Source organism: Rothia sp. P7181 (assembly GCF_048513015.1).
Taxonomy (GTDB): Bacteria; Actinomycetota; Actinomycetes; order Actinomycetales; family Micrococcaceae; genus Rothia.
Window position 1 is genome coordinate 1 of sequence record NZ_JBLXXZ010000019.1, and the last position, 20,482, is coordinate 20,482.

19 protein-coding genes are annotated in these 20,482 nt (G+C 46.8%); 14 read left to right on the top strand and 5 right to left on the bottom strand.

The window, feature by feature from the left end:
• Window positions 1-111 precede the first annotated feature (111 nt).
• Complete coding sequence (locus ACN08Z_RS07960) at window positions 112-609, bottom strand: DUF4870 domain-containing protein (protein WP_419103990.1); 498 nt, start codon at window positions 607-609, stop codon at window positions 112-114.
• Window positions 610-760: 151 nt separating this feature from the next.
• Here ACN08Z_RS07960 and nadE point away from each other — a divergent pair, with 151 nt between their 5' ends.
• The 5 genes from nadE to ACN08Z_RS07985 all read left to right on the top strand — a co-directional run bounded on the left by nadE (window position 761) and on the right by ACN08Z_RS07985 (window position 5,144).
• On the top strand, window positions 761-1,585 hold the full coding sequence (nadE, locus tag ACN08Z_RS07965; RefSeq protein WP_419103991.1) for an ammonia-dependent NAD(+) synthetase: 825 nt from the start codon (window positions 761-763) through the stop codon (window positions 1,583-1,585).
• Window positions 1,586-1,774: 189 nt separating this feature from the next.
• Window positions 1,775-2,866: an ABC transporter ATP-binding protein gene (locus ACN08Z_RS07970; RefSeq protein WP_419103992.1), complete on the top strand. Its 1,092-nt coding sequence runs from the start codon at window positions 1,775-1,777 to the stop codon at window positions 2,864-2,866.
• Window positions 2,863-3,537, top strand: coding sequence for an ABC transporter permease (locus ACN08Z_RS07975; RefSeq protein ID WP_419103993.1), 675 nt, complete (start codon window positions 2,863-2,865; stop codon window positions 3,535-3,537). Before ACN08Z_RS07970 ends, ACN08Z_RS07975 begins: the two co-directional genes overlap by 4 nt.
• Window positions 3,534-4,193 (top strand): ABC transporter permease, encoded by a 660-nt coding sequence (locus tag ACN08Z_RS07980; RefSeq protein ID WP_419103994.1) that lies wholly within the window; start codon window positions 3,534-3,536, stop codon window positions 4,191-4,193. The genes ACN08Z_RS07975 and ACN08Z_RS07980 overlap by 4 nt, the downstream gene beginning before the upstream one ends.
• Before the next feature lie 12 nt (window positions 4,194-4,205).
• Window positions 4,206-5,144, top strand: a complete 939-nt coding sequence (locus tag ACN08Z_RS07985; RefSeq protein ID WP_419103995.1) for an ABC transporter substrate-binding protein — start codon at window positions 4,206-4,208, stop codon at window positions 5,142-5,144.
• Here the strand turns inward: ACN08Z_RS07985 and treC are convergent.
• Window positions 5,141-6,811 (bottom strand): alpha,alpha-phosphotrehalase, encoded by a 1,671-nt coding sequence (gene treC / locus ACN08Z_RS07990; protein ID WP_419103996.1) that lies wholly within the window; start codon window positions 6,809-6,811, stop codon window positions 5,141-5,143. The genes ACN08Z_RS07985 and treC overlap by 4 nt on opposite strands.
• Window positions 6,812-6,849: 38 nt before the next feature.
• On the bottom strand, window positions 6,850-7,575 hold the full coding sequence (treR, locus tag ACN08Z_RS07995; RefSeq protein ID WP_419103997.1) for a trehalose operon repressor: 726 nt from the start codon (window positions 7,573-7,575) through the stop codon (window positions 6,850-6,852).
• Between the two features lie 379 nt (window positions 7,576-7,954).
• On the opposite strand from treR, the gene ilvD reads away from it, so the two are divergent.
• Window positions 7,955-9,817, top strand: coding sequence for a dihydroxy-acid dehydratase (ilvD, locus tag ACN08Z_RS08000; protein ID WP_419103998.1), 1,863 nt, complete (start codon window positions 7,955-7,957; stop codon window positions 9,815-9,817).
• 116 nt (window positions 9,818-9,933) lie between these two features.
• Here ilvD and ACN08Z_RS08005 read toward each other — a convergent pair whose 3' ends face one another.
• Window positions 9,934-10,224: a putative quinol monooxygenase gene (locus ACN08Z_RS08005; RefSeq protein ID WP_419103999.1), complete on the bottom strand. Its 291-nt coding sequence runs from the start codon at window positions 10,222-10,224 to the stop codon at window positions 9,934-9,936.
• Between the two features lie 72 nt (window positions 10,225-10,296).
• The gene (locus ACN08Z_RS08010; RefSeq protein WP_419104000.1) at window positions 10,297-10,605 is read right to left on the bottom strand and encodes a putative quinol monooxygenase; all 309 of its coding nucleotides are present in this window, start codon (window positions 10,603-10,605) and stop codon (window positions 10,297-10,299) included.
• Between the two features lie 657 nt (window positions 10,606-11,262).
• On the opposite strand from ACN08Z_RS08010, the gene ACN08Z_RS08015 reads away from it, so the two are divergent.
• The 8 genes from ACN08Z_RS08015 (at window position 11,263) to ACN08Z_RS08050 (ending at window position 20,459) form a co-directional block, all read left to right on the top strand.
• Window positions 11,263-12,459: an RNase H family protein gene (locus ACN08Z_RS08015; RefSeq protein ID WP_419104001.1), complete on the top strand. Its 1,197-nt coding sequence runs from the start codon at window positions 11,263-11,265 to the stop codon at window positions 12,457-12,459.
• 178 nt (window positions 12,460-12,637) lie between these two features.
• Window positions 12,638-13,771 (top strand): trans-sulfuration enzyme family protein, encoded by a 1,134-nt coding sequence (locus ACN08Z_RS08020; protein WP_419104002.1) that lies wholly within the window; start codon window positions 12,638-12,640, stop codon window positions 13,769-13,771.
• A 47-nt stretch (window positions 13,772-13,818) separates the two neighbouring features.
• Complete coding sequence (locus tag ACN08Z_RS08025; RefSeq protein WP_419104003.1) at window positions 13,819-14,634, top strand: transporter substrate-binding domain-containing protein; 816 nt, start codon at window positions 13,819-13,821, stop codon at window positions 14,632-14,634.
• Between the two features lie 3 nt (window positions 14,635-14,637).
• Entirely contained in the window at window positions 14,638-15,312 is a 675-nt protein-coding gene (locus tag ACN08Z_RS08030) for an amino acid ABC transporter permease (RefSeq protein WP_419102298.1), read from the top strand.
• Window positions 15,305-16,054 (top strand): amino acid ABC transporter ATP-binding protein, encoded by a 750-nt coding sequence (locus tag ACN08Z_RS08035; protein WP_419104004.1) that lies wholly within the window; start codon window positions 15,305-15,307, stop codon window positions 16,052-16,054. The genes ACN08Z_RS08030 and ACN08Z_RS08035 overlap by 8 nt, the downstream gene beginning before the upstream one ends.
• 171 nt (window positions 16,055-16,225) lie before the next feature.
• Window positions 16,226-17,602 carry an O-acetylhomoserine aminocarboxypropyltransferase/cysteine synthase family protein gene (locus tag ACN08Z_RS08040; RefSeq protein ID WP_419104005.1) on the top strand — a complete coding sequence of 459 codons (1,377 nt, stop codon included), beginning with the start codon at window positions 16,226-16,228 and terminating at the stop codon, window positions 17,600-17,602.
• Window positions 17,602-18,105: a CoA-binding protein gene (locus ACN08Z_RS08045; protein ID WP_419104006.1), complete on the top strand. Its 504-nt coding sequence runs from the start codon at window positions 17,602-17,604 to the stop codon at window positions 18,103-18,105. The genes ACN08Z_RS08040 and ACN08Z_RS08045 overlap by 1 nt, the downstream gene beginning before the upstream one ends.
• 725 nt (window positions 18,106-18,830) lie before the next feature.
• Complete coding sequence (locus tag ACN08Z_RS08050; RefSeq protein WP_419104007.1) at window positions 18,831-20,459, top strand: glycerophosphodiester phosphodiesterase; 1,629 nt, start codon at window positions 18,831-18,833, stop codon at window positions 20,457-20,459.
• Window positions 20,460-20,482 lie beyond the last annotated feature (23 nt).

Consider the following 20,482-nt stretch of genomic DNA (forward strand, 5'->3'; position numbering starts at 1 on the left):
TCTTTTAACTAGTTGAACAGATTCCTTGTTGGTGGCGCAAATTTGCCCCACCAACAAGGACTCTTTTGCTTAAGGGATATTTAGGAGAATTAGTAGAACTGGTTACAGAAATTATTTAAGAACACGAATCTGTAGAGGATACTCATAGATAGTGCCTCGGTGAGCGGCAAGAGCACCAATGGTATGGAAAATCAGCAGCATCAAAGAGGTAACTATTAATGTAATGAGCAACATAAAAATGGCTATTCCGAAGGTGAGAAATGACAGAATAATTGCCACAATATTGATGCTTATCAGTGTGAGATTGAAGTTAAAAGCGCGGGCTGCAGACGCTGAAGCGAACCCATAGTCTGGTTTGTCTTGATAGATAAACCAGATGATAAGAGGAGAAAAGATACTGAGAGTGCCGGCAGAGAGAAAAAGAAAAATAATAGGAAGAACATGCGATAAAACGGCAATGCTTCGTTCTTTATCGCTGATTTTTACACCTGAAGCATTATAAAAATTCCCTGAACCGTGTGGCGCCTGATGCGCGTAGTTGCCATAAAAATCCATGGGTGCTGTTGTGTCGGTTGGAGGGGCCGACTCGGAGGAGTGCTGGTTGCTCATAGTGTTGCTCTTTCTCATGAGAATCTGAGAGTTTTCGATGATAACCATGGTAGCTATCTCATCATGAGGGTGGGGGGAGCTGCAGAATAAATCATCCTTTAGGAGGATAAACCCCTATGGTTGGGATAGGCGCACGAGTACGATAGGGACTATGCGCGATATACAAGCAAAAATTATTGAACAGATGGGCGTCAAACCCAGCATTAACCCTGCAGAAGAGATTCGCCAACGAGTGCAATTTCTTTGTGATTACCTCAAAGCAAGTCATACTCGGGGCTTTGTCTTAGGTATTAGCGGTGGCGTAGATTCTACCCTTGCTGGAAGACTATGCCAGCTCGCTGTCGAAAAACTAGCAGAAGAAGGAACTCCCGCAGAATTTATTGCGGTACGACTTCCATATAAGGTGCAATTTGATGAAGCTGATGCTCAACAAGCCTTAGAGTTTATTCAACCTCAGCAGAGCATCACCTACAATATTGCTCCCGCAGTAGATGGCTTTACTCAAGAGTTTGCTCATGCGTTAGGGGAGAACTCCTCCGATTTTAATAAGGGAAATATCAAGGCTCGCTCACGCATGATCGCCCAATATGCTCTCGCCGGCCAGAAAAATCTTTTAGTAGTTGGAACAGACCATGCCGCCGAATCTATCACGGGATTTTTCACAAAGTTTGGTGACGGCGGCGCTGATATCCTTCCTTTATACGGTCTGAATAAACGTCAGAACCGCGAATTACTTAAAGAATTAGGTGCACAGAAGCGTCTGTGGGAGAAAGTACCCACTGCAGATTTGCTCGACGGAGTGCCTGGACGTGCCGACGAAGATGAACTCGGACTAAGCTACGACGATATTGATGACTACCTTGAAGGAAAAACGGTCTCTGACGCTGTAGCACAGAACCTTGAACAGCGTTTTATGCGCACTCGTCATAAGAGAACTATCCCTGTCACGATCTTTGATACGTGGTACCAAGATTAGTTAAGGCTAGCCGCGTCGAAGGCAGAACATCATCATAACGTCAAGGAGGTGGGGTTGCTCAGTAGTATTTTCAGCAACTCCACCTTTCTTGATGGGCAGGGAATAATTTTCTAGATTGTACTGTTTGACATATCAGATGATTGTTACCCTCATCTATGCGAAAACCCTCCATTGAACACAAGGACAGCTGTGGGACAATTACACCACGAAACACACTCTACTCATCAGCTCAAGAATGCTATTGAGTTTCGTAACGTCACCAAAAAATACGGTGAGGTTACCGCCATTAACAATCTCAATTTAAGTATTCCTGAAGGAAAAATCACGGTTTTTGTTGGCCCCTCTGGCTGTGGAAAAACTACATCATTGCGCATGATTAACCGCATGATTGAGCCAACCCAAGGAGAGATTCTTGTTCATGGCGAACCAAACCACAGTATCCGTGACTATCAGCTACGTCGTTCTATGGGATATGTGTTGCAACAGGCAGGGCTGATGCCTCATCGAACTATTGTCGATAACATTGCAACAGTTCCGCGCCTTAACGGTATGCGTCGTTCGCTTGCTCGCACAAAAGCGTGTGAACTCATGGACACGGTGGGCTTAGACCGTTCTTTAGCGAAAAGATACCCTTCAGAACTCTCTGGCGGTCAAGCGCAACGCGTTGGTGTTGCTCGTGCATTAGCAAATGATTCTTCCATCCTTTTGATGGACGAACCGTTTTCTGCTGTAGATCCGGTGGTGCGTAAAGATCTTCAAGATGAGTTATTGAGGCTTCAAAAGACCTTGAATAGAACCATCATCTTTGTAACGCATGATATTGATGAGGCAATTCTTCTTGGCGATTATATTGCTGTGTTTTCTGCAGGGGAGTTAGCGCAAGTTGGTTCTCCAGAGGAAATTCTTCGCGAACCAGCTAATGATTTTGTGGCTTCCTTTATTGGGCGTGACCGTGGCATGCGACGGTTAACCTTCGCCTCAGGAGAGGGGCTCAAAGTGTACCCTCTCGATAGTCTCAACACCCCATGGCAGCGGTGGAAACTTAACGTTGAGGACGGAAAACCCGCCGGATGGTTTATCGACAACAGACTTGTTGCAGGCGGTTCGCTGTATCGTGAAGGTGGTAACTTACGTGACGCTTTAGATTCTGTTCTTTCTTCACCTTCAGGTTGGGGCGTCGTTGTTGATGATGAAGGCTACGTTAAAGGTCTTCTAAACTCTGATGATGTTCTTGACGCTACAGAGGCAGAACGCCACCGACGCTATGGGGTGAGTGTGTGAGCTGGCTGATTTCTAACAGCACTTATGTGTTACACCTGCTAGTCTTACATCTTCTTCAATCGGTGATTCCGGTTATTGCCGGAACTCTTATAGCCATTCCTTTAGCTCGTCTTGCTTTAGGTCGTCGTCGAGATGGACGTTCCACAGAAAAGAGCACTCGTTGGGGGAAGGTTCGACGTTCATCGGTCGTCAACTTTGCTGCGTTACTATATACCATTCCTTCTCTTGCACTTTTTGTGGTGATGCCGTTGATTTTGGGCACTTCTATCACATCAATGCTTAACGTCTACGTGGCATTGACGTTATACGTTATCGCGATGATGGTGCGTTCGGCTGTCGATGCTTTTGAATCAGTGTCTCCGATAACCCTTGAAGCTGCTACTGCTGTGGGTTATCGTCCTATATCTCGTTTCTGGTTCGTAGAATTACCACTTGCTATTCCGGTGATGATGGCTGGTTTACGTGTTGCTTTAGTATCAAATATTTCCATGGTTTCGGTGGGAGCTATTATCGGTATTCAGTCTTTAGGAACGCTATTTACCGACGGTTTACGTCGTGACTTACCAGCTGAAATTTGGACAGGAATTATTGGAACTCTTCTTTTGGCTCTTGTCTTGGACCGTTTATTAGCTAGCGCAGGCGCATTGCTGACACGGTGGAGGAAGCTATGAATATTTTTGATAAAACGTGGGCATGGTTTACTGCTGAGGGTGCGTGGACAGCTCCTGGCGGTATTTGGCAGCGCATCATTGAGCACCTGAGCTATTCGGGGATTATTCTGCTCATTGCTGCGATTATCGCCATACCGTTAGGTTTGTGGGTCGGTCATACCGGTAAGGGAGAGTCTCTTATCGTTGGGATAACTGGCGCTTTACGTTCTTTGCCGACTCTTGGTTTGTTGACGTTATTTGCATTGTGGCTTGGTATTGGTTTTACTGCTCCGGCGTTGGCTCTGATTCTTCTTGCGTTGGCTCCTCTACTGGCGGGAACCTATGCCGGTATTTCTTCTGTGGACGCTACAACAGTGGACGCTGCTCGTGCCCAAGGTCTTACAGAATGGCAGATTCTGTGGCGGGTTGAGGTGCCACTGGCGTTACCCGTAATTTTTGGTGGTATTCGTAACGCCACGTTGCAGGTAATCGCTACGGTTACGGTGATGGCTTATATCAATCTTGGCGGGTTAGGGCGATACCTCATTGATGGTTTAGCTGTTCGAGATTACACCCGTATGGTTGCCGCCGTAGTTCTTGTTGCTGCTTTAGCGTTTCTTGTCGATATTCTGTTGAGCTTGGTGCAACGGCTCGTTACTTCTTCTCATATTCGTTAGGACTTTGTTGATATGACTTCTTCTCTTTCTCGCCGAAAAATATTTGGTCTTGCTGGTGTGGGTGTTACCTCGTTGGCGCTTTCTTCGTGCGGGCTTTCTGGAAATACTGCTTTTGGTACTGCTAGCCCATCTGAGACTATTGTGGTCGGTTCAGCAGATTTTACAGAGTCTCAGATTATTGCTCAGATTTATGCAAGTGCCCTTAACCTTCGTGGACTATCGGCTCAGACACAACCAGCAATTGGTGCACGTGAGGCGTACCTTGGTGCTTTAGAAGAAGGAACTATCAGTGTTGTTCCCGACTATTCGGGTAACCTTCTTTTATATTTTGATGCTCAAACGTCTGCAACATCTCCAGAAGAGATACTTCAAGCGTTGCCTAAGGCTTTGCCTTCTTCTTTAGCCGTTTTACAGGCTTCGCCGGCAGAAGATAAAGATACTCTGGTGGTAACAGAGCAGACCGCTCAAAAATATGGGATTCGTTCTCTTGCTGACCTCGCTCAACATCAAGATCAGCTCTCGATTGGTGCTCCTCCAGAGTTCTCTGAACGTTCTTATGGGTTAGCTGGTATGAAAGAAAAATATGGTTTCACTCCCGCCTCGTTTAACCCTATTAACGATGGTGGTGGTCCGTTAACCGTTCAAGCGTTATTAGATAATCAAGTGCAGGTTGCTAATATTTTTTCCACCGATCCGGCAATTGCTCAGAATAATTTTGTGGTTCTTGATGACCCCAAAAATAATTTCTTAGCTCAACAAGTGATACCCGTTATTAACGCTCAACATGTTTCGTACGCTGCAGCGCAAGTTCTTGATGAAGTGTCTGCACTGTTGACGACGGACGACTTAATTCATCTAAATAGTCGAGTCTCTGGGCAGGAGAAAGCAAACCCTTCACAAGTGGCTCAAGAGTGGGTGGAAGAACACTTCTCCTCGAAGAAGAACGATTAGTGTTCTTTATTCGCTGAGTGCGAGTAAAGAAGCACGAGAGCTTGATAGGGTTCAAGAGTAATTGTTGATTGGGTAAGCTGTGGTTCTTCTTCACGGTTATTGAGTAGTATCTGCGCGTGAGAGAACTCTTCAGGTACGCTAATGGTGCTGTTTTTGCCGTAGAAATTAGTGAGTACAAGCATACGATGTTTGTGATCTTCACGGAAGAATGCGTAAATGTCTGGGTGCTCTAATTGATAGGGGGCATACGTTCCGCGGGCAATAACCGCGTATTGTTTACGCAGTTGAATGAGCTTCCGATAATAGGGAAGGATTCTTCCATCACGTTCTTCTTGAGCAACATTAATTTGCTGTGCGTGGGTGGGCATGAGCCACGGTTGTACGTCGCTAAAACCACCATAGGTGCTGTGATTCCACGCCATAGGTACGCGTGAGTTATCTCTTGCCTTGGTACGAACAATGTTGAAGGCTTCCACGTCGCTGAGTCCTTGTTCTCGTAGGCTCTGATAGGCGTGGTGTGCTTCAACATCTACATATTGGTTTATCTGGGAGTATGTTGGATCGACCATTCCGATTTCTTCACCTTGGTAGATATAAGGTGTGCCTCGAAGCATGTGCGTTACGGTCGCTAACATAGTGGCAGATTCTTGGCGGTACTGTTGTGCATCACCAAAACGGTTGAGTGCTCTGGGCTGGTCATGGTTGTTGAAGAAGAGAGCATTCCAGCCCCCACCATCTTGCATGCGAAGAGCCCACTCGTTGAGAGTTTCTTTGAGCAACGCAAAATCAAAACGAGTGTTAGTCCACTTTTGTCCTTTGTCGTAGTCCACTTTGAGGTGGTGGAAGCTAAAGACCATCGATAATTCGTCTCGGCTAGGTTTGGTGTACCCAATAGAATGTTCGATGGTTGTTGAGGACATTTCACCTACGGTGATGACGTTTTGATATGCTCCGAAGGTTTTTTGATGTAGCTCTTTGACCCATGAATGAACGTGTGGGGTATCGGTGTAGAGTGTCTTATCCACGACACCAGCTGGTGCGTCGCAGAGCTGTTTATCTTTGCCGATGACGTTGAGTACGTCAAAGCGTAATCCTCGTACTCCTTTGTTGAGCCAAAAGTTGACGATGTTAAAGAGTTCTTCACGCACATTAGGGTTGTGCCAGTTGAGGTCTGCTTGGGTTTTATCATAGAGGTGCAGATAGTAGAGACCGGTTTTTCCAAAGGGTTCCCATGCTGGTCCACCAAATTTAGATTCCCAGTTGGTCGGTAGCGAACCGTCTTGTTGTGGTGCTTGGATGTAAAAGTAGTCGTGGTATTTTTTCTCTCCAGCGAGTGCTTTTTGAAACCACGGGTGTTCAGTTGATACGTGGTTGAGCACCATATCAAACATGACGTCAATATTGTGTGCTTTGAGTTTTTGGATGAGTTCTTCAACATCGTCCATGGTGCCCATGTTTGGGTCGATATTGTAGTAGTCGGAGATGTCGTATCCGTTATCGTGTTGTGGGGAGGCGAAGAACGGGTTAAACCACACCATATCGATTCCTAATGACGCGATATAGGGTATTTTTTCGATAATTCCGCGGATATCTCCGATACCGTCGCCGTTACTATCGTAAAAAGATTTTGGGTATATCTGATAGATGGTGCGTTCTGTCCACGGCATAGTTAGTGGTATGGCGAGGGTCGCCTACTCCTTAGCGGTTAGTGGTGGAATCGTTGTCGGCGTGCAAAGTCTTGGTACACAAATTTATCGGCACGGTGGCGTGATTCGGTGAATTGGAATGTTGTGGTGTCTTCAAGGCTTGTGACCGTTGTGGTAACACCGACGTATTCTCCGGCGGCTAGGTTCAGGCGTTCGCGGTCGTCAATGGTTGCCGGTTCGATTTTGATTTGTTTACTGGCATAAGAGATAGCAAGCCCTAATGTGTCTTCAAGGTAGGTGAAGAGGGATTCTTCTGCAACGTTGCGCGGAATGCTCGGCACTACCGAACACAGAATATAGTTTCGGTCAATAATGGAGGGTTCCCCATCAATATAGTGCACGGTTTCGAGGTAGTGATAGGGGCCGGCGGGGAATGATGGGGTAATAGACTCAAAGATATGTGGAGGGTGGTGTACTTTTTCGCCGCACGATATAACTTTGCTAGAGAAGCTAAAACCGCTGATATTCGCAAGTTCTTGGTAACTGGCGATAAAGGATACTGGAAGCGCATATTGGGGTCGGTTAATGACGATAGACCCTTTACCCATAACTTTTTGAATGTATCCTCGGTTGGTCAATAACGCTAAGGCTTTACGGGCGGTTTCGCGTGAAACGCCGTAATGTTCTGTGAGCTGTTTTTCGCTGGGTAGGAGGGAGCCTACCGAGTAGGTGCCGTTATCAATCTTTGTTGACAGGTCTTGATAAACGCGCTCATATTTTCCCATCGATTACCTCTTCATGGTGTGTATGCGTCAAAAACTGCTACTGGCACTCACATTAAAAGGTGGGAAGGGCATAGCTATGAGTGCTTGGCAGTACAGCACAAGTCTAGGGGCGCTTTATAAGAGTGTCTATGTGTTAACAAAGCGTTACGCATTTTGGGGAACATGAGATTTTTTGACGTATTTTTTTCATTTTAACGCAATATTATGCTATAGGTACGGACAACTGGAGAGGTGCTGTATCCTCAACACATACTGGAAGACAAAATTGGCGCAGCAATATTCTCGGAATATGAGTACTTCACGGGTAGAAATTGAATGAGGACCTAGAAGCAGGCGTACACTTGAGGACAGTCACCACAGAACATAAGGAAGAATAGTTATGCCGGAATTACGTTCACGTACTTCGACTCACGGTCGTAACATGGCTGGAGCGCGCGCACTATGGCGAGCTACCGGAATGGGCGACGAAGACTTCGGAAAACCAATTATTGCTATCGCAAACTCCTTCACACAATTCGTTCCAGGGCATGTCCACCTCAAAAATATGGGACAACTCGTCGCCGGAGCTATCGAAGAAGCCGGCGCTGTCGCAAAAGAGTTCAACACTATTGCTGTAGATGATGGAATTGCCATGGGACATGATGGAATGCTCTATTCCCTTCCCTCACGAGACCTCATCGCAGACTCCGTAGAATACATGGTTAACGCGCACCGAGCAGATGCCCTTGTCTGTATCTCTAACTGCGACAAAATCACCCCCGGAATGCTCCTTGCAGCAATGCGCCTGAACATCCCTACAATTTTTGTCTCCGGCGGACCGATGGAATCAGGCGAAGGAATCGAAGACATCGTAGAACACCGTCTCGATCTCGTCGATGCTATGGTCATGGCTGTTGACGAATCAGTCTCCGATGAAGCTCTCGCCCAAATCGAAAAGAATGCTTGCCCCACCTGCGGGTCTTGTGCCGGTATGTTTACTGCAAACTCCATGAACTGCCTCAACGAAGCCATCGGACTAGCATTACCCGGTAACGGCACCACTCTTGCGACTCAAATTGCTCGTAAAGAGCTCTTCCTCAACGCCGGAAAAACCATCGTCGAACTCACCAAACGCTACTATGAACAAGACGATGACTCCGTTCTACCGCGCTCTATTGCCACCAAAGAAGCTTTCGAAAACGCTATGGCATTAGACGTTGCTATGGGAGGATCGACCAACACCGTCTTACATATTCTTGCTATTGCCCACGAAGCAGAAGTGGACTTCACCCTCGACGATATTGACGCTATCTCACGACGTGTCCCGTGCTTAGCAAAAGTAGCCCCAAACTCCACCAAATACCATATTGAGCATGTTCACCGTGCTGGAGGAATTCCTGCTCTCTTAGGTGAGCTCTATCGTGCTGGGTTACTGAACACCAATGTTCATTCTGTTCATTCTGACTCTCTAGAACAATGGCTTAACACATGGGATATTCGTTCAGGAAAAGCAAGTGAACAAGCGCAAGAACTTTTCAAAGCTGCACCTGGTGGTGTCCGCACAACAGTAGCGTTTTCTACCGCAAATCAATACGAATCTCTTGAGTACGATGCGCAGAACGGGTGTATTCGCTCTGTTGAACACGCGTACACCAAAGACGGTGGACTTGCTGTACTACGTGGCAATATCGCCCAAGATGGAGCCATTATCAAATCTGCTGGCATTGATGAAGAACTTTTCCACTTTATTGGTAGAGCCTTTGTCGTTGAATCTCAGGATGAAGCAGTACGAGAAATTCTTTCAAAGAATGTTCAAGCCGGCGATATCGTGGTCATTCAATATGAAGGCCCTAAGGGCGGCCCCGGTATGCAAGAAATGCTCTACCCCACCTCGTATCTTAAAGGTCTTGGATTAGGAAAAACCTGTGCCCTTATCACAGACGGAAGATTCTCTGGCGGCACATCGGGTATCTCTATCGGACATGTTTCTCCTGAAGCTGCAGCAGGTGGAGCGATTGGGCTAGTAGAAACAGGCGACGAAATTGAGATTGACGTTTCTCGTCGCATTTTGCGTGTTAATCTTTCGGACGAGGTTCTTGAACAGCGTCGCGCTCGCAAGGGTGCTGTTCCGTGGAAGCCTTCAAAACTGCGAGAGCGTCGCGTATCAAAGGCGCTTCGCGCCTATGGCATGATGGCTGCTTCTGCTGATAAGGGTGGTGTGCGTATTCTTCCGCCGGAGTATAGTGACGAGACTTCTGTCTAAAAAATATTTTTAGCTCAACATAAAGGGGTGGGGTAGGCACAGCCTATAGTCTGTGTCTACCCCACCCTTACTCTCTGTTCTTTCATCGTTGAAAGGGACAGATGAGTGTTGAGCTTTTAGAAGTCGTAAACGCTGACCTGTAGGGGCTCTGCGAGATATTCTTCCCACTCACCAACAGCGGTGGTGAAGTGTTCTTTGCCCATGTGCTCTTTGAGTGCGTCATGAGATTCCCAGCGTTCGATGAATGCGTATTCGCCTTCGGCGCCTTCTTCTGAAAGAGTTCCAAAATCGTAGCTGACGAGTCCGTTATCGTTGGAGCGTGTTGCTTCTACGAGGGCTTGTGCAGATTTTTCGAAGGCTTCGATAGATTCTGCTTTGATGGATACTTTGGCAAAAACACCAATCATGGTTTTGCTCCTAACATGAGAATGGTTGGGATGTGGCTCATATTATGTGGTGTATTTAGAGCCTAACAGTAGTTAGGACGCTGTGGGAAGTTCATAGATGGTAATTTGCATGGGAGATGCTAGAAGGTGCTGGCATTGTTGGTCAGCTTTTTTGAAGTGCTCAGTATCCATATGAGTTTCGAGGTCTTCGATGGATTCCCAACGTTCGATAAACGCGTATTCGCGGTGTTCTGCTGGTTGTTCGTCGGTGGTGAGCGCCCCAAAGTTATAGCTGACCATACCTTGTTCTTTTTGAGCTTTGTCAACAAGGTGCTGTGCTATTTTTTCAAATTCTTGGGCATAGCGGGTTTTGATGATTGCTTGTGCGTACACGCCGATCATGATGCTCCTTAGGTATATGGGTGTTTTGGTTCCTTGTGTGTGGGGTATCAACCTATCACCGCTTGAGGCTGATGACGAGGGGTGTATCAGCACGTGGGACATTCCATGATAGCTGTCTGAGGATGTTCTGTCTTTTTGCCCTTGGAGAGAAAAAGTGTTGATTCGTTCACATAGAAAAGATATAAAAGATATATATGGGATAACTGTTTTGAAAGAACGTTAGGGGTAGAAATATGGTTATATACTCTGTCGTATCTAAGGTACAAGTTGCTGCTCTAGATTTTCATAAGAGCAGTTTATGCGACGTTCTTTTCGCAGTTTTTTAGGTCTTCATCGTGCGTACGCGCCTGTTGTGAGTACACGCGCAGTGCTGAGGAAATAGCTGATAGACATGACGCAGCTAGGTGTAGATGGTAACAGCACATGACGATAGCGTGATGACTCAACCACCTTATGAGAAATCTCAATAGTGAGAGTGTATCTGCTGGTACCCACCTTAAATCTTGAGTAATTTTTCGGACACCTGCGTAGTGTTTTATCAGTAAAAGTCCAAGCAAGCGTCATCAGAACATGACGAAGAGGACCTAACGGGCCCTATTGATGGTATTAGGCCAGATATTTAATGATGGAACATTCCAATTTGAGGAGGTGGAGAAGATGAAAATATCGCCAGCACATATTAAAAAAACTACGCTTACATGGGAAGCACCAGACTATACATCCTCGTATCCAGAAGGGTTTATGGATATAGGGGTGGCTGTTATTGCGGTTTTGATGGAATCGGTACAGGAAAAAGGGCGATGTTATACGGGGCTATCATGTCTCATGTTTGTCTCCCGTGAGAACGGTGACCGCGAAATGATTGAGGTTGAGCCGATTACGGATTCTTGTTCTCATTCACTTCTAGAACCGTGCTCTGATGCGCATGTTCGTATGATTGGCCGAGTCATTCTTAAATGTTGGGAACATATTCCTGATTTATATAAGAACAATCTGGTGACGGTAACTGCTCACCCGTACTATGTGAAGCTTCTTTTTCAACAGTTTCCAACCTTGCGTACCATTATGCAGTATCGTCCTATTGATAAATTATTAAACCCTCAAGATCCATATTCTTTGGGGGAGTTGCATATCCGTTTGACCAGTGACGATGATCGAAAAATTGTGGATGAGCATCTTCAATGTGCTACTGAGTTAGCTCATGCAGAAAAAGAGAAAGATCAACAGAAACGTCCGGTAGAAGATTTGCCTGTGTATGAGGTTTTTACGGACTGTTCTTTTCGTTCAACGAACAACAAACAATATTCTCGTGGTGGGCGCATGGGTATTGGTGGTGTCAGTGAGGAGGGGTTTTATTTTCACTTGCACTATGATGCGATAAATATTATGACTGGTGAGCTGTCTGCTATGTTGGCGGCATTTAATATTTTCTATCACCCTGGACGACAGCTCGTTATTCACACTGATTCAGTGGGTGCGTTGACGTTTGTTCTGCGGCTTGCTCATAATCGTTGGTCTTTTGAGAATTGGGTTAACGAGGGTGTTCAAGACGCTTTAGTGGTTGCTGAGATGACAAAACTTACTGAGGCGATTCGTGATCGACGTGTTGTGGTGAGACATATTCCTGGGCATTCTGGTCATCGTTTTCAAGAGTCTTCGGATTCTGTATCAAAAATGCACCGCCATTTTCCGGGGCAGGTGGTTGCTAAGGGGAATGTGAACGCGTTCAATCAGCGGTGTGAGTCAATTATTGTGGCGTTGACTGAGTGCGATAGGGCTGTGCGTTTGGAATGTCCTTCATGGGTTCAGATTCGCCCGTCTTTTATTCATGCGAGGAACCGTTTCTGGCGCTAATTGAGGGAAAAGAAAATAAATACCTTTGAGGGAATATTTTTTATCATCTATAAAAACGCTTTTGACTAGGATAAATTACTTTCGTAACAATTGCGTCATAAAAACTCGTCAATTTGACTGCTGAGGATATAGGCTAGTTCTCACAAAGATAACGCACGCCTACACCTCAGGAGAAAACATGGCAGAGTTTACCACACGAGCAATACATGCTGTACATGACCTTGAAAAAAACGCCATAGTTCCTCCTATCTATCTGGCCTCCACCTTCATACAGCCTAGTGACGGAACACCGGGAGAATACGAATATCAGCGCGGCTCAAACCCCACCAGAACCGCCGTAGAAACCACACTGGCACAGCTTGAAAACGCACAATACAGCTATGTCTACTCTTCCGGAATGGGAGCAAGCTCAGCGGCACTAGGACTCGTACGCAACGGCGAAACACTCCTCATGGGAATGCCCAGCTATGGCGGAAATTATCGCTTCGCCACTATAGAGCTTCCCAAACGCGGAGCACACGTCAAATTTATCGCAGACTTCTCCACCCTCTCTGACGCAGACTTCTCAGACAATGTCACCATGGTGTTCCTCGAAACACCTACCAACCCCACCCTCAAAGTCAGCGACATTGCACGCATTAGCGAGATTGCACACCGAAACAACGCCATCGTCGTCGTAGACAACACCTTTCTTACCCCCTACTTGCAACGCCCCCTCGAACTCGGTGCCGATATCACCGTACAATCAGCCACAAAATATCTTGCTGGGCACGCTGACCTCCTCGGTGGAGTCGCCTCGACCAATAATCCTGAGCTAGCTGAAGAACTTCACAAAGCGCAACTCATTCTTGGTGGAATACTTCCACCAACAGACTCATACCGTCTACTCCAAAACGTTAAAACTCTCGGACTACGCTTAGACCGCCAACAAGACAACGCCCAACGCCTGATTCAAGCAATAGAAAAACACCCCGCCGTAGAGCGCGTCCTCTACCCCGGCTCAGCAAGTGCAGAAGAAGCAAGTATTCAATCTCAACAAGCACAAGGTCAAGGCGCAGTGTTCTCCTTCATCCTTGCAGAAGGACACGATATACAAAAATTCATTGAAGCCCTCAATATCTTCAGCTTTGCTGTAAGCCTTGGCGGTATTGAATCTCTTGTATGTCTACCTGCAACAATGACTCAAGGCGCTTACACCCAAGAACACCTTGACATGTTTGGAGTGCACCCACGGCTTATCCGAGTAGCCGTAGGAATCGAAGATTACGAAGACCTGCTCGAAGACTTCACCACAGCACTCAACGCATCCTAAAAATTTCTATCCCATATAAAAATCAACAACACCGTGAGGAATACCCCATGAAAACCACCTTGAACAGACGCTCTGCCATTGCCCTGACCGGAGCCCTCAGCCTAGCCGGACTACTCTCCGCATGCTCATCCTCCCAACCGGCACAAAAAACCAACCGTCTGGAACAGATTAAAGAACGAGGCACTATCCGCATCGGCATGGAAGGAACCTACCGCCCCTGGAATTACCACGATGAATCCGGAAACCTCGTCGGCATGGAAAAAGAAATCGGAGACCTCATCGCCCAAGACCTAGGTGTTAAAGCAGAATATGTTGAATCACTCTGGGACTCGCTCATCGCAGGAGTAGACGCAGACCGCTACGACATCGTCATCAACAATGTTTCCCCAACAGAAGAACGACAGAAAAAATACGACTTTTCTACCACCTATGTTCGTTCAGAAGGCAAAGTAGCTGTTCTTGACTCCTCAGAACTACGCAACATCTCTGACATTCCAGGGCATACCGCAGCCTCATCTGAGACCTCAAACTTCCGTACACTCCTAGAAGCTGCCGGAGCGCAAATCGTCACCGTTACCGGCTTTGACGAGGCTATCGAACAAGTCCTCTCCGGACGTGTAGATTGCTGCGGTAATGATGCTGTCACCTTCCAAATCTACAAACAACAGCACCCCGAAGCGCCTATTCGACTTCTTGACGGGCAACTCGGCGGAACCTCAGAAGCTGCAATTCTCATGCCTAAGGACCAGCCAGAACTCAAAAAAGCTATTGACGACTCCTTAGAACGTCACCTGACCAATGGCGACATCAAAGCCATCTACGAAAAATACGTGGGTATAGACCTTACCCCTAAAAACTCATAAATTATGGACCACTTTTTAAATCTCTGGACAGAATCCTTACCTCAACTACTCATCGCAACCATTCAAGTCACCATCCCATTAGCAGTTGTTTCCTTCATTCTTGCACTGCTTATTGGGTTGGTGGCAACCGCCCTAAGAACACATCGCTTCTTCCTTCTCCAATGGATGTCACGAGGATACGTATGGTTCTTTCGAGGGACACCACTGCTTGTTCAGCTGTTCCTCATCTTCTATGGTCTACCTAAAATAGGAATCACTTTTGACCCGTGGACGGCAGCCATCGTCGCTTTAAGCCTAAATACTGGCGCCTATGTTGCAGAAACATTTAGAGCAGCGGTGGCATCTATCCCACGTGGGCAATTTGAAGCAGCACAAACGCTGAACTTCACACGTCAACAAACATTACGACATGTTGTTATTCCTCAAGCTACACGTATTGCTTTACCGCCATTAGGTAATGACCTCATTGACTTGGTGAAAGGTACTTCACTTGTTTCAACCATCTCTTTGATTGATCTTTTCCAAGCAGGAAAACAAGTAGCGGCGCGAACCTTTGAACCCTTAGCAATGTATGTTGAGGTTGCACTGATATACCTCATTATTTTTACCGCTCTTTCTGCGGTGCAAAGAGTCCTCGAAAAACGTAGTAGCCGGTACATTAGGAGTTCCCATGCTTAGTGTCAAAAACATCTCAAAAAGTTTCGGGGAACAGACCATCCTCAAAAACCTCTCTTTCGATGTGCATGATGGTGAAACTACCGTCATCCTAGGCCCTTCTGGTTCTGGTAAATCAACGTTGCTACGCTGTTTGAATCTTCTTGAAACACCAGAAGAAGGAACGCTAACAATCGGTTCTGATACGGTTAGCCTGAATGAAAACCTTGAGGTAGAAGATATCCGCCGGATTCGTTCACACTCTGCGATGGTCTTTCAACAATTCAACCTTTTTGCTCATTACACGGCACTCAAAAATGTGGCGTTAGCCCCCGTACTCAACGGCACGATGACCGCTGAAAAAGCTGAAGCTCTTGCCTATGAGCTATTGGAAAAAGTGGGGATGAAGCATCGTGCTGACGCTTACCCTGATCATCTCTCGGGAGGTCAACAACAACGTGTAGCTATTGCGCGTGCTTTAGCTGTCAGCCCGGATTATCTACTTTTTGATGAGCCAACAAGTGCCTTAGACCCTGAACTAGAAGCCGAAGTGATTAGAGTCCTGATTGCTTTGGCGCGAGAGAACCGCTCTCTGGTAGTGGTGACACATAATATGGCGTTTGCACAGAAAGTTGCAGATCGTATTATCTTCTTAGACCAAGGAGAAATAGTGTATGAGGGCGCCCCGTCTGGGTTCTTCAACTCAAGCTCGGAGCGTATCCAAAAGTTCTTGAACATTTATGATACTGCCGACTACCACATCTAAAAGATGTGCCAGCGGGCGGTCATCATGTAACTTTTGATGATAAAAACTCAATAAAACGCAATATCAGCAATGTGCCGTCACGATGGTGCATTGCTGATGTGTATCAGCCAAGATAGGGGTACGTTTTGTGACGGGTTGACCCGTCAGTACTACATCATTTGAGGAGATACCGTGGCTGAACACATCTTTGGTTTTCGCACTCGCGCCCTCCACGCCGGAGCTACCCCTGACGCGATTCACGGGGCACGTGCCGTACCGATTTACCAGACAAGCTCTTTTGTTTTTGATGATGCACAAGATGCCGCCAACCTTTTTTCTCTCCAAAAATACGGCAATATCTATTCACGTCTTGGAAACCCTACTGTTGCTGCTTTAGAAGAACGTATCGCTTCGCTTGAGGGTGGTCTTGGCGCTGTTGCAACAGCTTCTGGAATGGCAGCCGAGTTCATTACCTTTGCGGCTCTTTGCCAAAGCGGAGACCATATTGTTGCTTCATCCCAACTATATGGTGGGACGATTACTCAGCTTGATGTCTCTTTGCGAAGATTCGGTATTGATACGACTTTTGTGTCAGGCACAGACCCCCAAGATTTTGAGAACGCAATTCGCCCTGAAACGAAGGCTCTCTACACAGAAGTTGTTGCTAATCCTTCTGGAGAAATAGCTGACCTTGAAGGCCTTGCTGATATTGCACACTCTCACGACATTCCTTTAGTCGTTGATGCAACGTTATCGACGCCGTATCTGATTCGTCCACTAGAACATGGTGCCGATATTGTGATTCATTCGATGACGAAATTTCTTGGTGGTCACGGTACAACTTTGGGCGGTATTGTGGTGGAATCTGGCTGTTTCAATTGGGCTAATGGAAAATTTCCTACGATGACAGAGCCCATTCCCTCTTATAACAACATCTCATGGTGGGGCAACTTCGGGGAATATGGATTCTTAACGAAGCTGCGTTCTGAACAGTTACGTGACTTTGGCCCGTCTTTAAGTCCTCAATCAGCATTTAACTTGCTTCAAGGCGTTGAAACTTTAGCTCAGCGGATGGATGCGCACCTTGAGAATACTCAGGGTCTTGTTCGATGGCTTGATGAAGACGCCCGTATTCGCTATATCAATTATGCTGGCCTTCCTGAGCACCCTCATTATGAGAGGGCACAGAAACTTCTGCCTTTAGGGGTTGGGTCTGTGTTTTCCTTTGGTGTTGTTGCAGGCGTTGGAAGATCTGCTCGTGAAGTTGGTGCGCGCTTTATTGAGAATCTTCAGTTAGCTTCACATTTAGCGAATATTGGTGATGCAAAAACTCTTGTATTGCATCCTGCATCAACAACTCATCAGCAGCTCAGCGCGGAGCAACTTGACGCTGCTGGGGTAGGGGAGGATTTGATTCGTATTTCTGTGGGGTTAGAAGATCTTGACGACATTGTATGGGACTTAGATCAGGCGTTGAGCGCCGCAACGGGTAAAGACCATCATGGAGCAAAGATTCTGCAAGCCCAAGAATCATTATCACAGGGTAACTCTGCTCAGGAGGTGCGTTAATGTTGACGAAACGTACATGGCAAGCGCCATCTGCTGTGCAACGTTTAGGGATTCTTCGTCGTAGCCGTAGTATCGCGATTGTTGGTATGAGCGATAAAGTTTCACGCTCATCATATTTTGTGGCAACGTATTTGCAGTCTTCTGCCGATTACCAGCTCTTTTTTGTGAACCCCCTGTTGGCGCAGAAAGGGAAACAGGTGTTAGGGCAGAAAGTGTATGCTACTTTGGCGGATTTGCCTGAAGCTCCTGATGTTGTTGATATTTTTCGCCGCCATGAGGATCTTCCTGATGTGGTGCGTGAAGCGATTGCGGTCGGCGCTCAAACCGTGTGGATGCAATTAGGTTTGTGGAATGAAGAAGCCGCCGAGATTGCCCAGCATGCTGGATTGCATGTGGTGATGGACCGGTGTATCAAAATTGAGCATGCCCGTTTTCATGGGGGTTTGCATCTTGCCGGTTTTAATACTGGTGTGGTCAGTTCACGCCGTCACATAACGGCATAGTTTTCTTGAGATACATAAAAGACTCATGTTCCTTCTTGCGTTGAGGAGCATGAGTCTTTTATGCTTGTTGTTTCTTACGCGATGGAAGATGCTGACATGACCTTCCCCAAAGTACGTCAGCACCTTCCTGCGTAGATGTGAACTACCGATTCTCTTCCCCAAGAAAACCTCTGAGAATAATTCTTATCATGATTCTCATACGTGGTATGTCCACAGATGATTACCGCAAGAAGCGGTCGCAAATATTTAAATATTTGACGTTAGAGATTATACGGTAATTGTTCTCTAGAGTATCTCGACACGATGACGAATATCATTATTAATTGAACTTTAAATCAATGACGTCGCAGGTCAGCTCAAAAATAAAGATTTTTAAAATAGTGAAACTTTTTTGCAGAGTGTTGTCTGAAGTATCTACGATGTATTATCGTGATTTCAGTTTTGACAGCTTTCATGATGAACTCTAAAACTGAAAATTTTTCTTTGGAAACCATTGGTAAAATAAAAAAGTTTTGAGAATCAAATACGTAACTCTGTGTTTTTCTCAAAAGAATCCTTACCGTAATCAGGGAAAAACCTGAACTAGAAAAACATCACGAGATAAAACTCATCAAGACCATTATCTGAGAGAATAATCTTTCCAGATACCGTATCTGGTAAAAACTAACTGACCACATTACCCTTATATCCAAGGGCACTATAACCCCATATTTTAGAAAGTCTCCATGTCGATACCACAACATTCTCATGGCTTATCCCGTCGAACCGCACTCCGCTGGGTAGCCGGAGCCACCACAACACTCGGACTCAGCGCAGCCACAACAACAGCCTACGCAGAAGAACAGAACCACACCGCAGAAGAACAACCACAACCCACACTCGTTGAACAGTTCCTCTCACAAGAACAATTCGTCATAGCCCACCGTGGGGCAGGAGACGTCAACCCTGAACACAGCGCCTACGCCTATCAACAAGCCATCCTCAAAGGCGCTCAAGCTGTAGAAATATCAGTGCGTACCACCGCCGACGGAGAACTCGTCTGTATGCACGACAACGCACTACGCCGCACCACCACCGAAAAAACAGGGTACGTCAGCACCAGTACCCTCGCCGAAGTCAAACGCCCCCTCATCGATATGAGAGACTTCCTCGGACCTAACACACCCCTCGTGCACATCACCACCCTCGAAGAAGCCCTCGGCGTCATCCTCGCCACCGAAGCCGGTGGCCCCTACCAATCCGTAGGCGGCTCCGCTGTTCTCTTCATCGAAGCAAAAGACTCTGCCGGACAACCCAAGTTACTAGAACTCCTAACTGCCCGCGGGATGCAAGACCAAGTCGTCATTAAAATGTTCCGCAACGGCAAAGGCGGATTCGACGGCGACAACGGCTTCATTCGGTACGCAAAAGAAGCAGGGTTCACCACATGGTGCTACTTCGACGCACACGATTCTTTCGAAGACATCGCACAATTAGCATCATCAGATAACGTCGACATGCTGGGAGTGCCCTTCTTCGAAACCGTCATCGGACGTACCGAAGACTCCATGAGCGACGAAAAAATATCACAAATTATCAACCTCGGAAAACCCGTTATCGTCTGGGAAACTCACCGTCGTTGGGTCCAAGAACATTTTGCGTCCCTAGGTGTTCGCGGATTCATGTCGCCAGACCCCTTCTGGCTCAGCGGAAGAACCACAAGCCCCAACCTTGCCCTAGAACAAGGCCGACGACTACACGGCATGCTACCGGCTGGACAACAAGACGTTGTGAACCTACCCCGCTGGGAAAACGGTGAACTCGTCCATCAACAAGCCTATGATGACTCTATCCTTCTAGGCCCATTAGCTCACCGCACATCCACCGCTGATAGTTACGTCATCAACTTCACAATGCAGTGGAAAGACGCACTCCCCACCACCACCTGGCAATACGGTTATCTTGCCTTCGGGCGAGAAGACGATTCAGCCTTTGGTATCGCCGCAAAATTCGACACCACCAACCCCCGTGGCGGCGGATACGTTCTAGCTATTCGCCCCGGTGCATCTGTCATGGACGAAAACGGCTCGTACCTCTCAGGAGACGTGGTTCAATTACTACGTGTTGACGCTGGATCATCAGACTTGACGCCACTGGTCACGCTACGCCCTCGTAAACCTTTTGTTGCCGGTGAAGATATTCGCGGCAAAATTATCGTCCGACCATCAAACATCATTATTGATGTTGCGGGGGCACGTTCTACACCCATCGCCGATACGACATATCGCGGAGCATACGTTCATTTTGGGCGTTATCAAGATGCCGCACACGGCGGAGCGCTCGCTTTGAGTAACGTCGTCACCTACAAAATTTAGGGATATCGACGGCTAAAACTTCT

What these genes read in the sequence shown, in the direction of transcription:
- ACN08Z_RS08030 (WP_419102298.1), top strand. Translation starts at nt 14,638, where the DNA reads ATGGACCACTTTTTAAATCTCTGGACAGAATCCTTACCTCAACTACTC.
- ACN08Z_RS07960 (WP_419103990.1), bottom strand. Translation starts at nt 609, where the DNA reads ATGAGCAACCAGCACTCCTCCGAGTCGGCCCCTCCAACCGACACAACA.
- ACN08Z_RS08025 (WP_419104003.1), top strand. Translation starts at nt 13,819, where the DNA reads ATGAAAACCACCTTGAACAGACGCTCTGCCATTGCCCTGACCGGAGCC.
- nadE (WP_419103991.1), top strand. Translation starts at nt 761, where the DNA reads ATGCGCGATATACAAGCAAAAATTATTGAACAGATGGGCGTCAAACCC.
- treC (WP_419103996.1), bottom strand. Translation starts at nt 6,811, where the DNA reads ATGCCGTGGACAGAACGCACCATCTATCAGATATACCCAAAATCTTTT.
- ilvD (WP_419103998.1), top strand. Translation starts at nt 7,955, where the DNA reads ATGCCGGAATTACGTTCACGTACTTCGACTCACGGTCGTAACATGGCT.
- ACN08Z_RS08035 (WP_419104004.1), top strand. Translation starts at nt 15,305, where the DNA reads ATGCTTAGTGTCAAAAACATCTCAAAAAGTTTCGGGGAACAGACCATC.
- ACN08Z_RS08020 (WP_419104002.1), top strand. Translation starts at nt 12,638, where the DNA reads ATGGCAGAGTTTACCACACGAGCAATACATGCTGTACATGACCTTGAA.
- ACN08Z_RS07980 (WP_419103994.1), top strand. Translation starts at nt 3,534, where the DNA reads ATGAATATTTTTGATAAAACGTGGGCATGGTTTACTGCTGAGGGTGCG.
- ACN08Z_RS08010 (WP_419104000.1), bottom strand. Translation starts at nt 10,605, where the DNA reads ATGATCGGCGTGTACGCACAAGCAATCATCAAAACCCGCTATGCCCAA.
- ACN08Z_RS08050 (WP_419104007.1), top strand. Translation starts at nt 18,831, where the DNA reads ATGTCGATACCACAACATTCTCATGGCTTATCCCGTCGAACCGCACTC.
- ACN08Z_RS07985 (WP_419103995.1), top strand. Translation starts at nt 4,206, where the DNA reads ATGACTTCTTCTCTTTCTCGCCGAAAAATATTTGGTCTTGCTGGTGTG.
- ACN08Z_RS08005 (WP_419103999.1), bottom strand. Translation starts at nt 10,224, where the DNA reads ATGATTGGTGTTTTTGCCAAAGTATCCATCAAAGCAGAATCTATCGAA.
- ACN08Z_RS08015 (WP_419104001.1), top strand. Translation starts at nt 11,263, where the DNA reads ATGAAAATATCGCCAGCACATATTAAAAAAACTACGCTTACATGGGAA.
- ACN08Z_RS08045 (WP_419104006.1), top strand. Translation starts at nt 17,602, where the DNA reads ATGTTGACGAAACGTACATGGCAAGCGCCATCTGCTGTGCAACGTTTA.
- treR (WP_419103997.1), bottom strand. Translation starts at nt 7,575, where the DNA reads ATGGGAAAATATGAGCGCGTTTATCAAGACCTGTCAACAAAGATTGAT.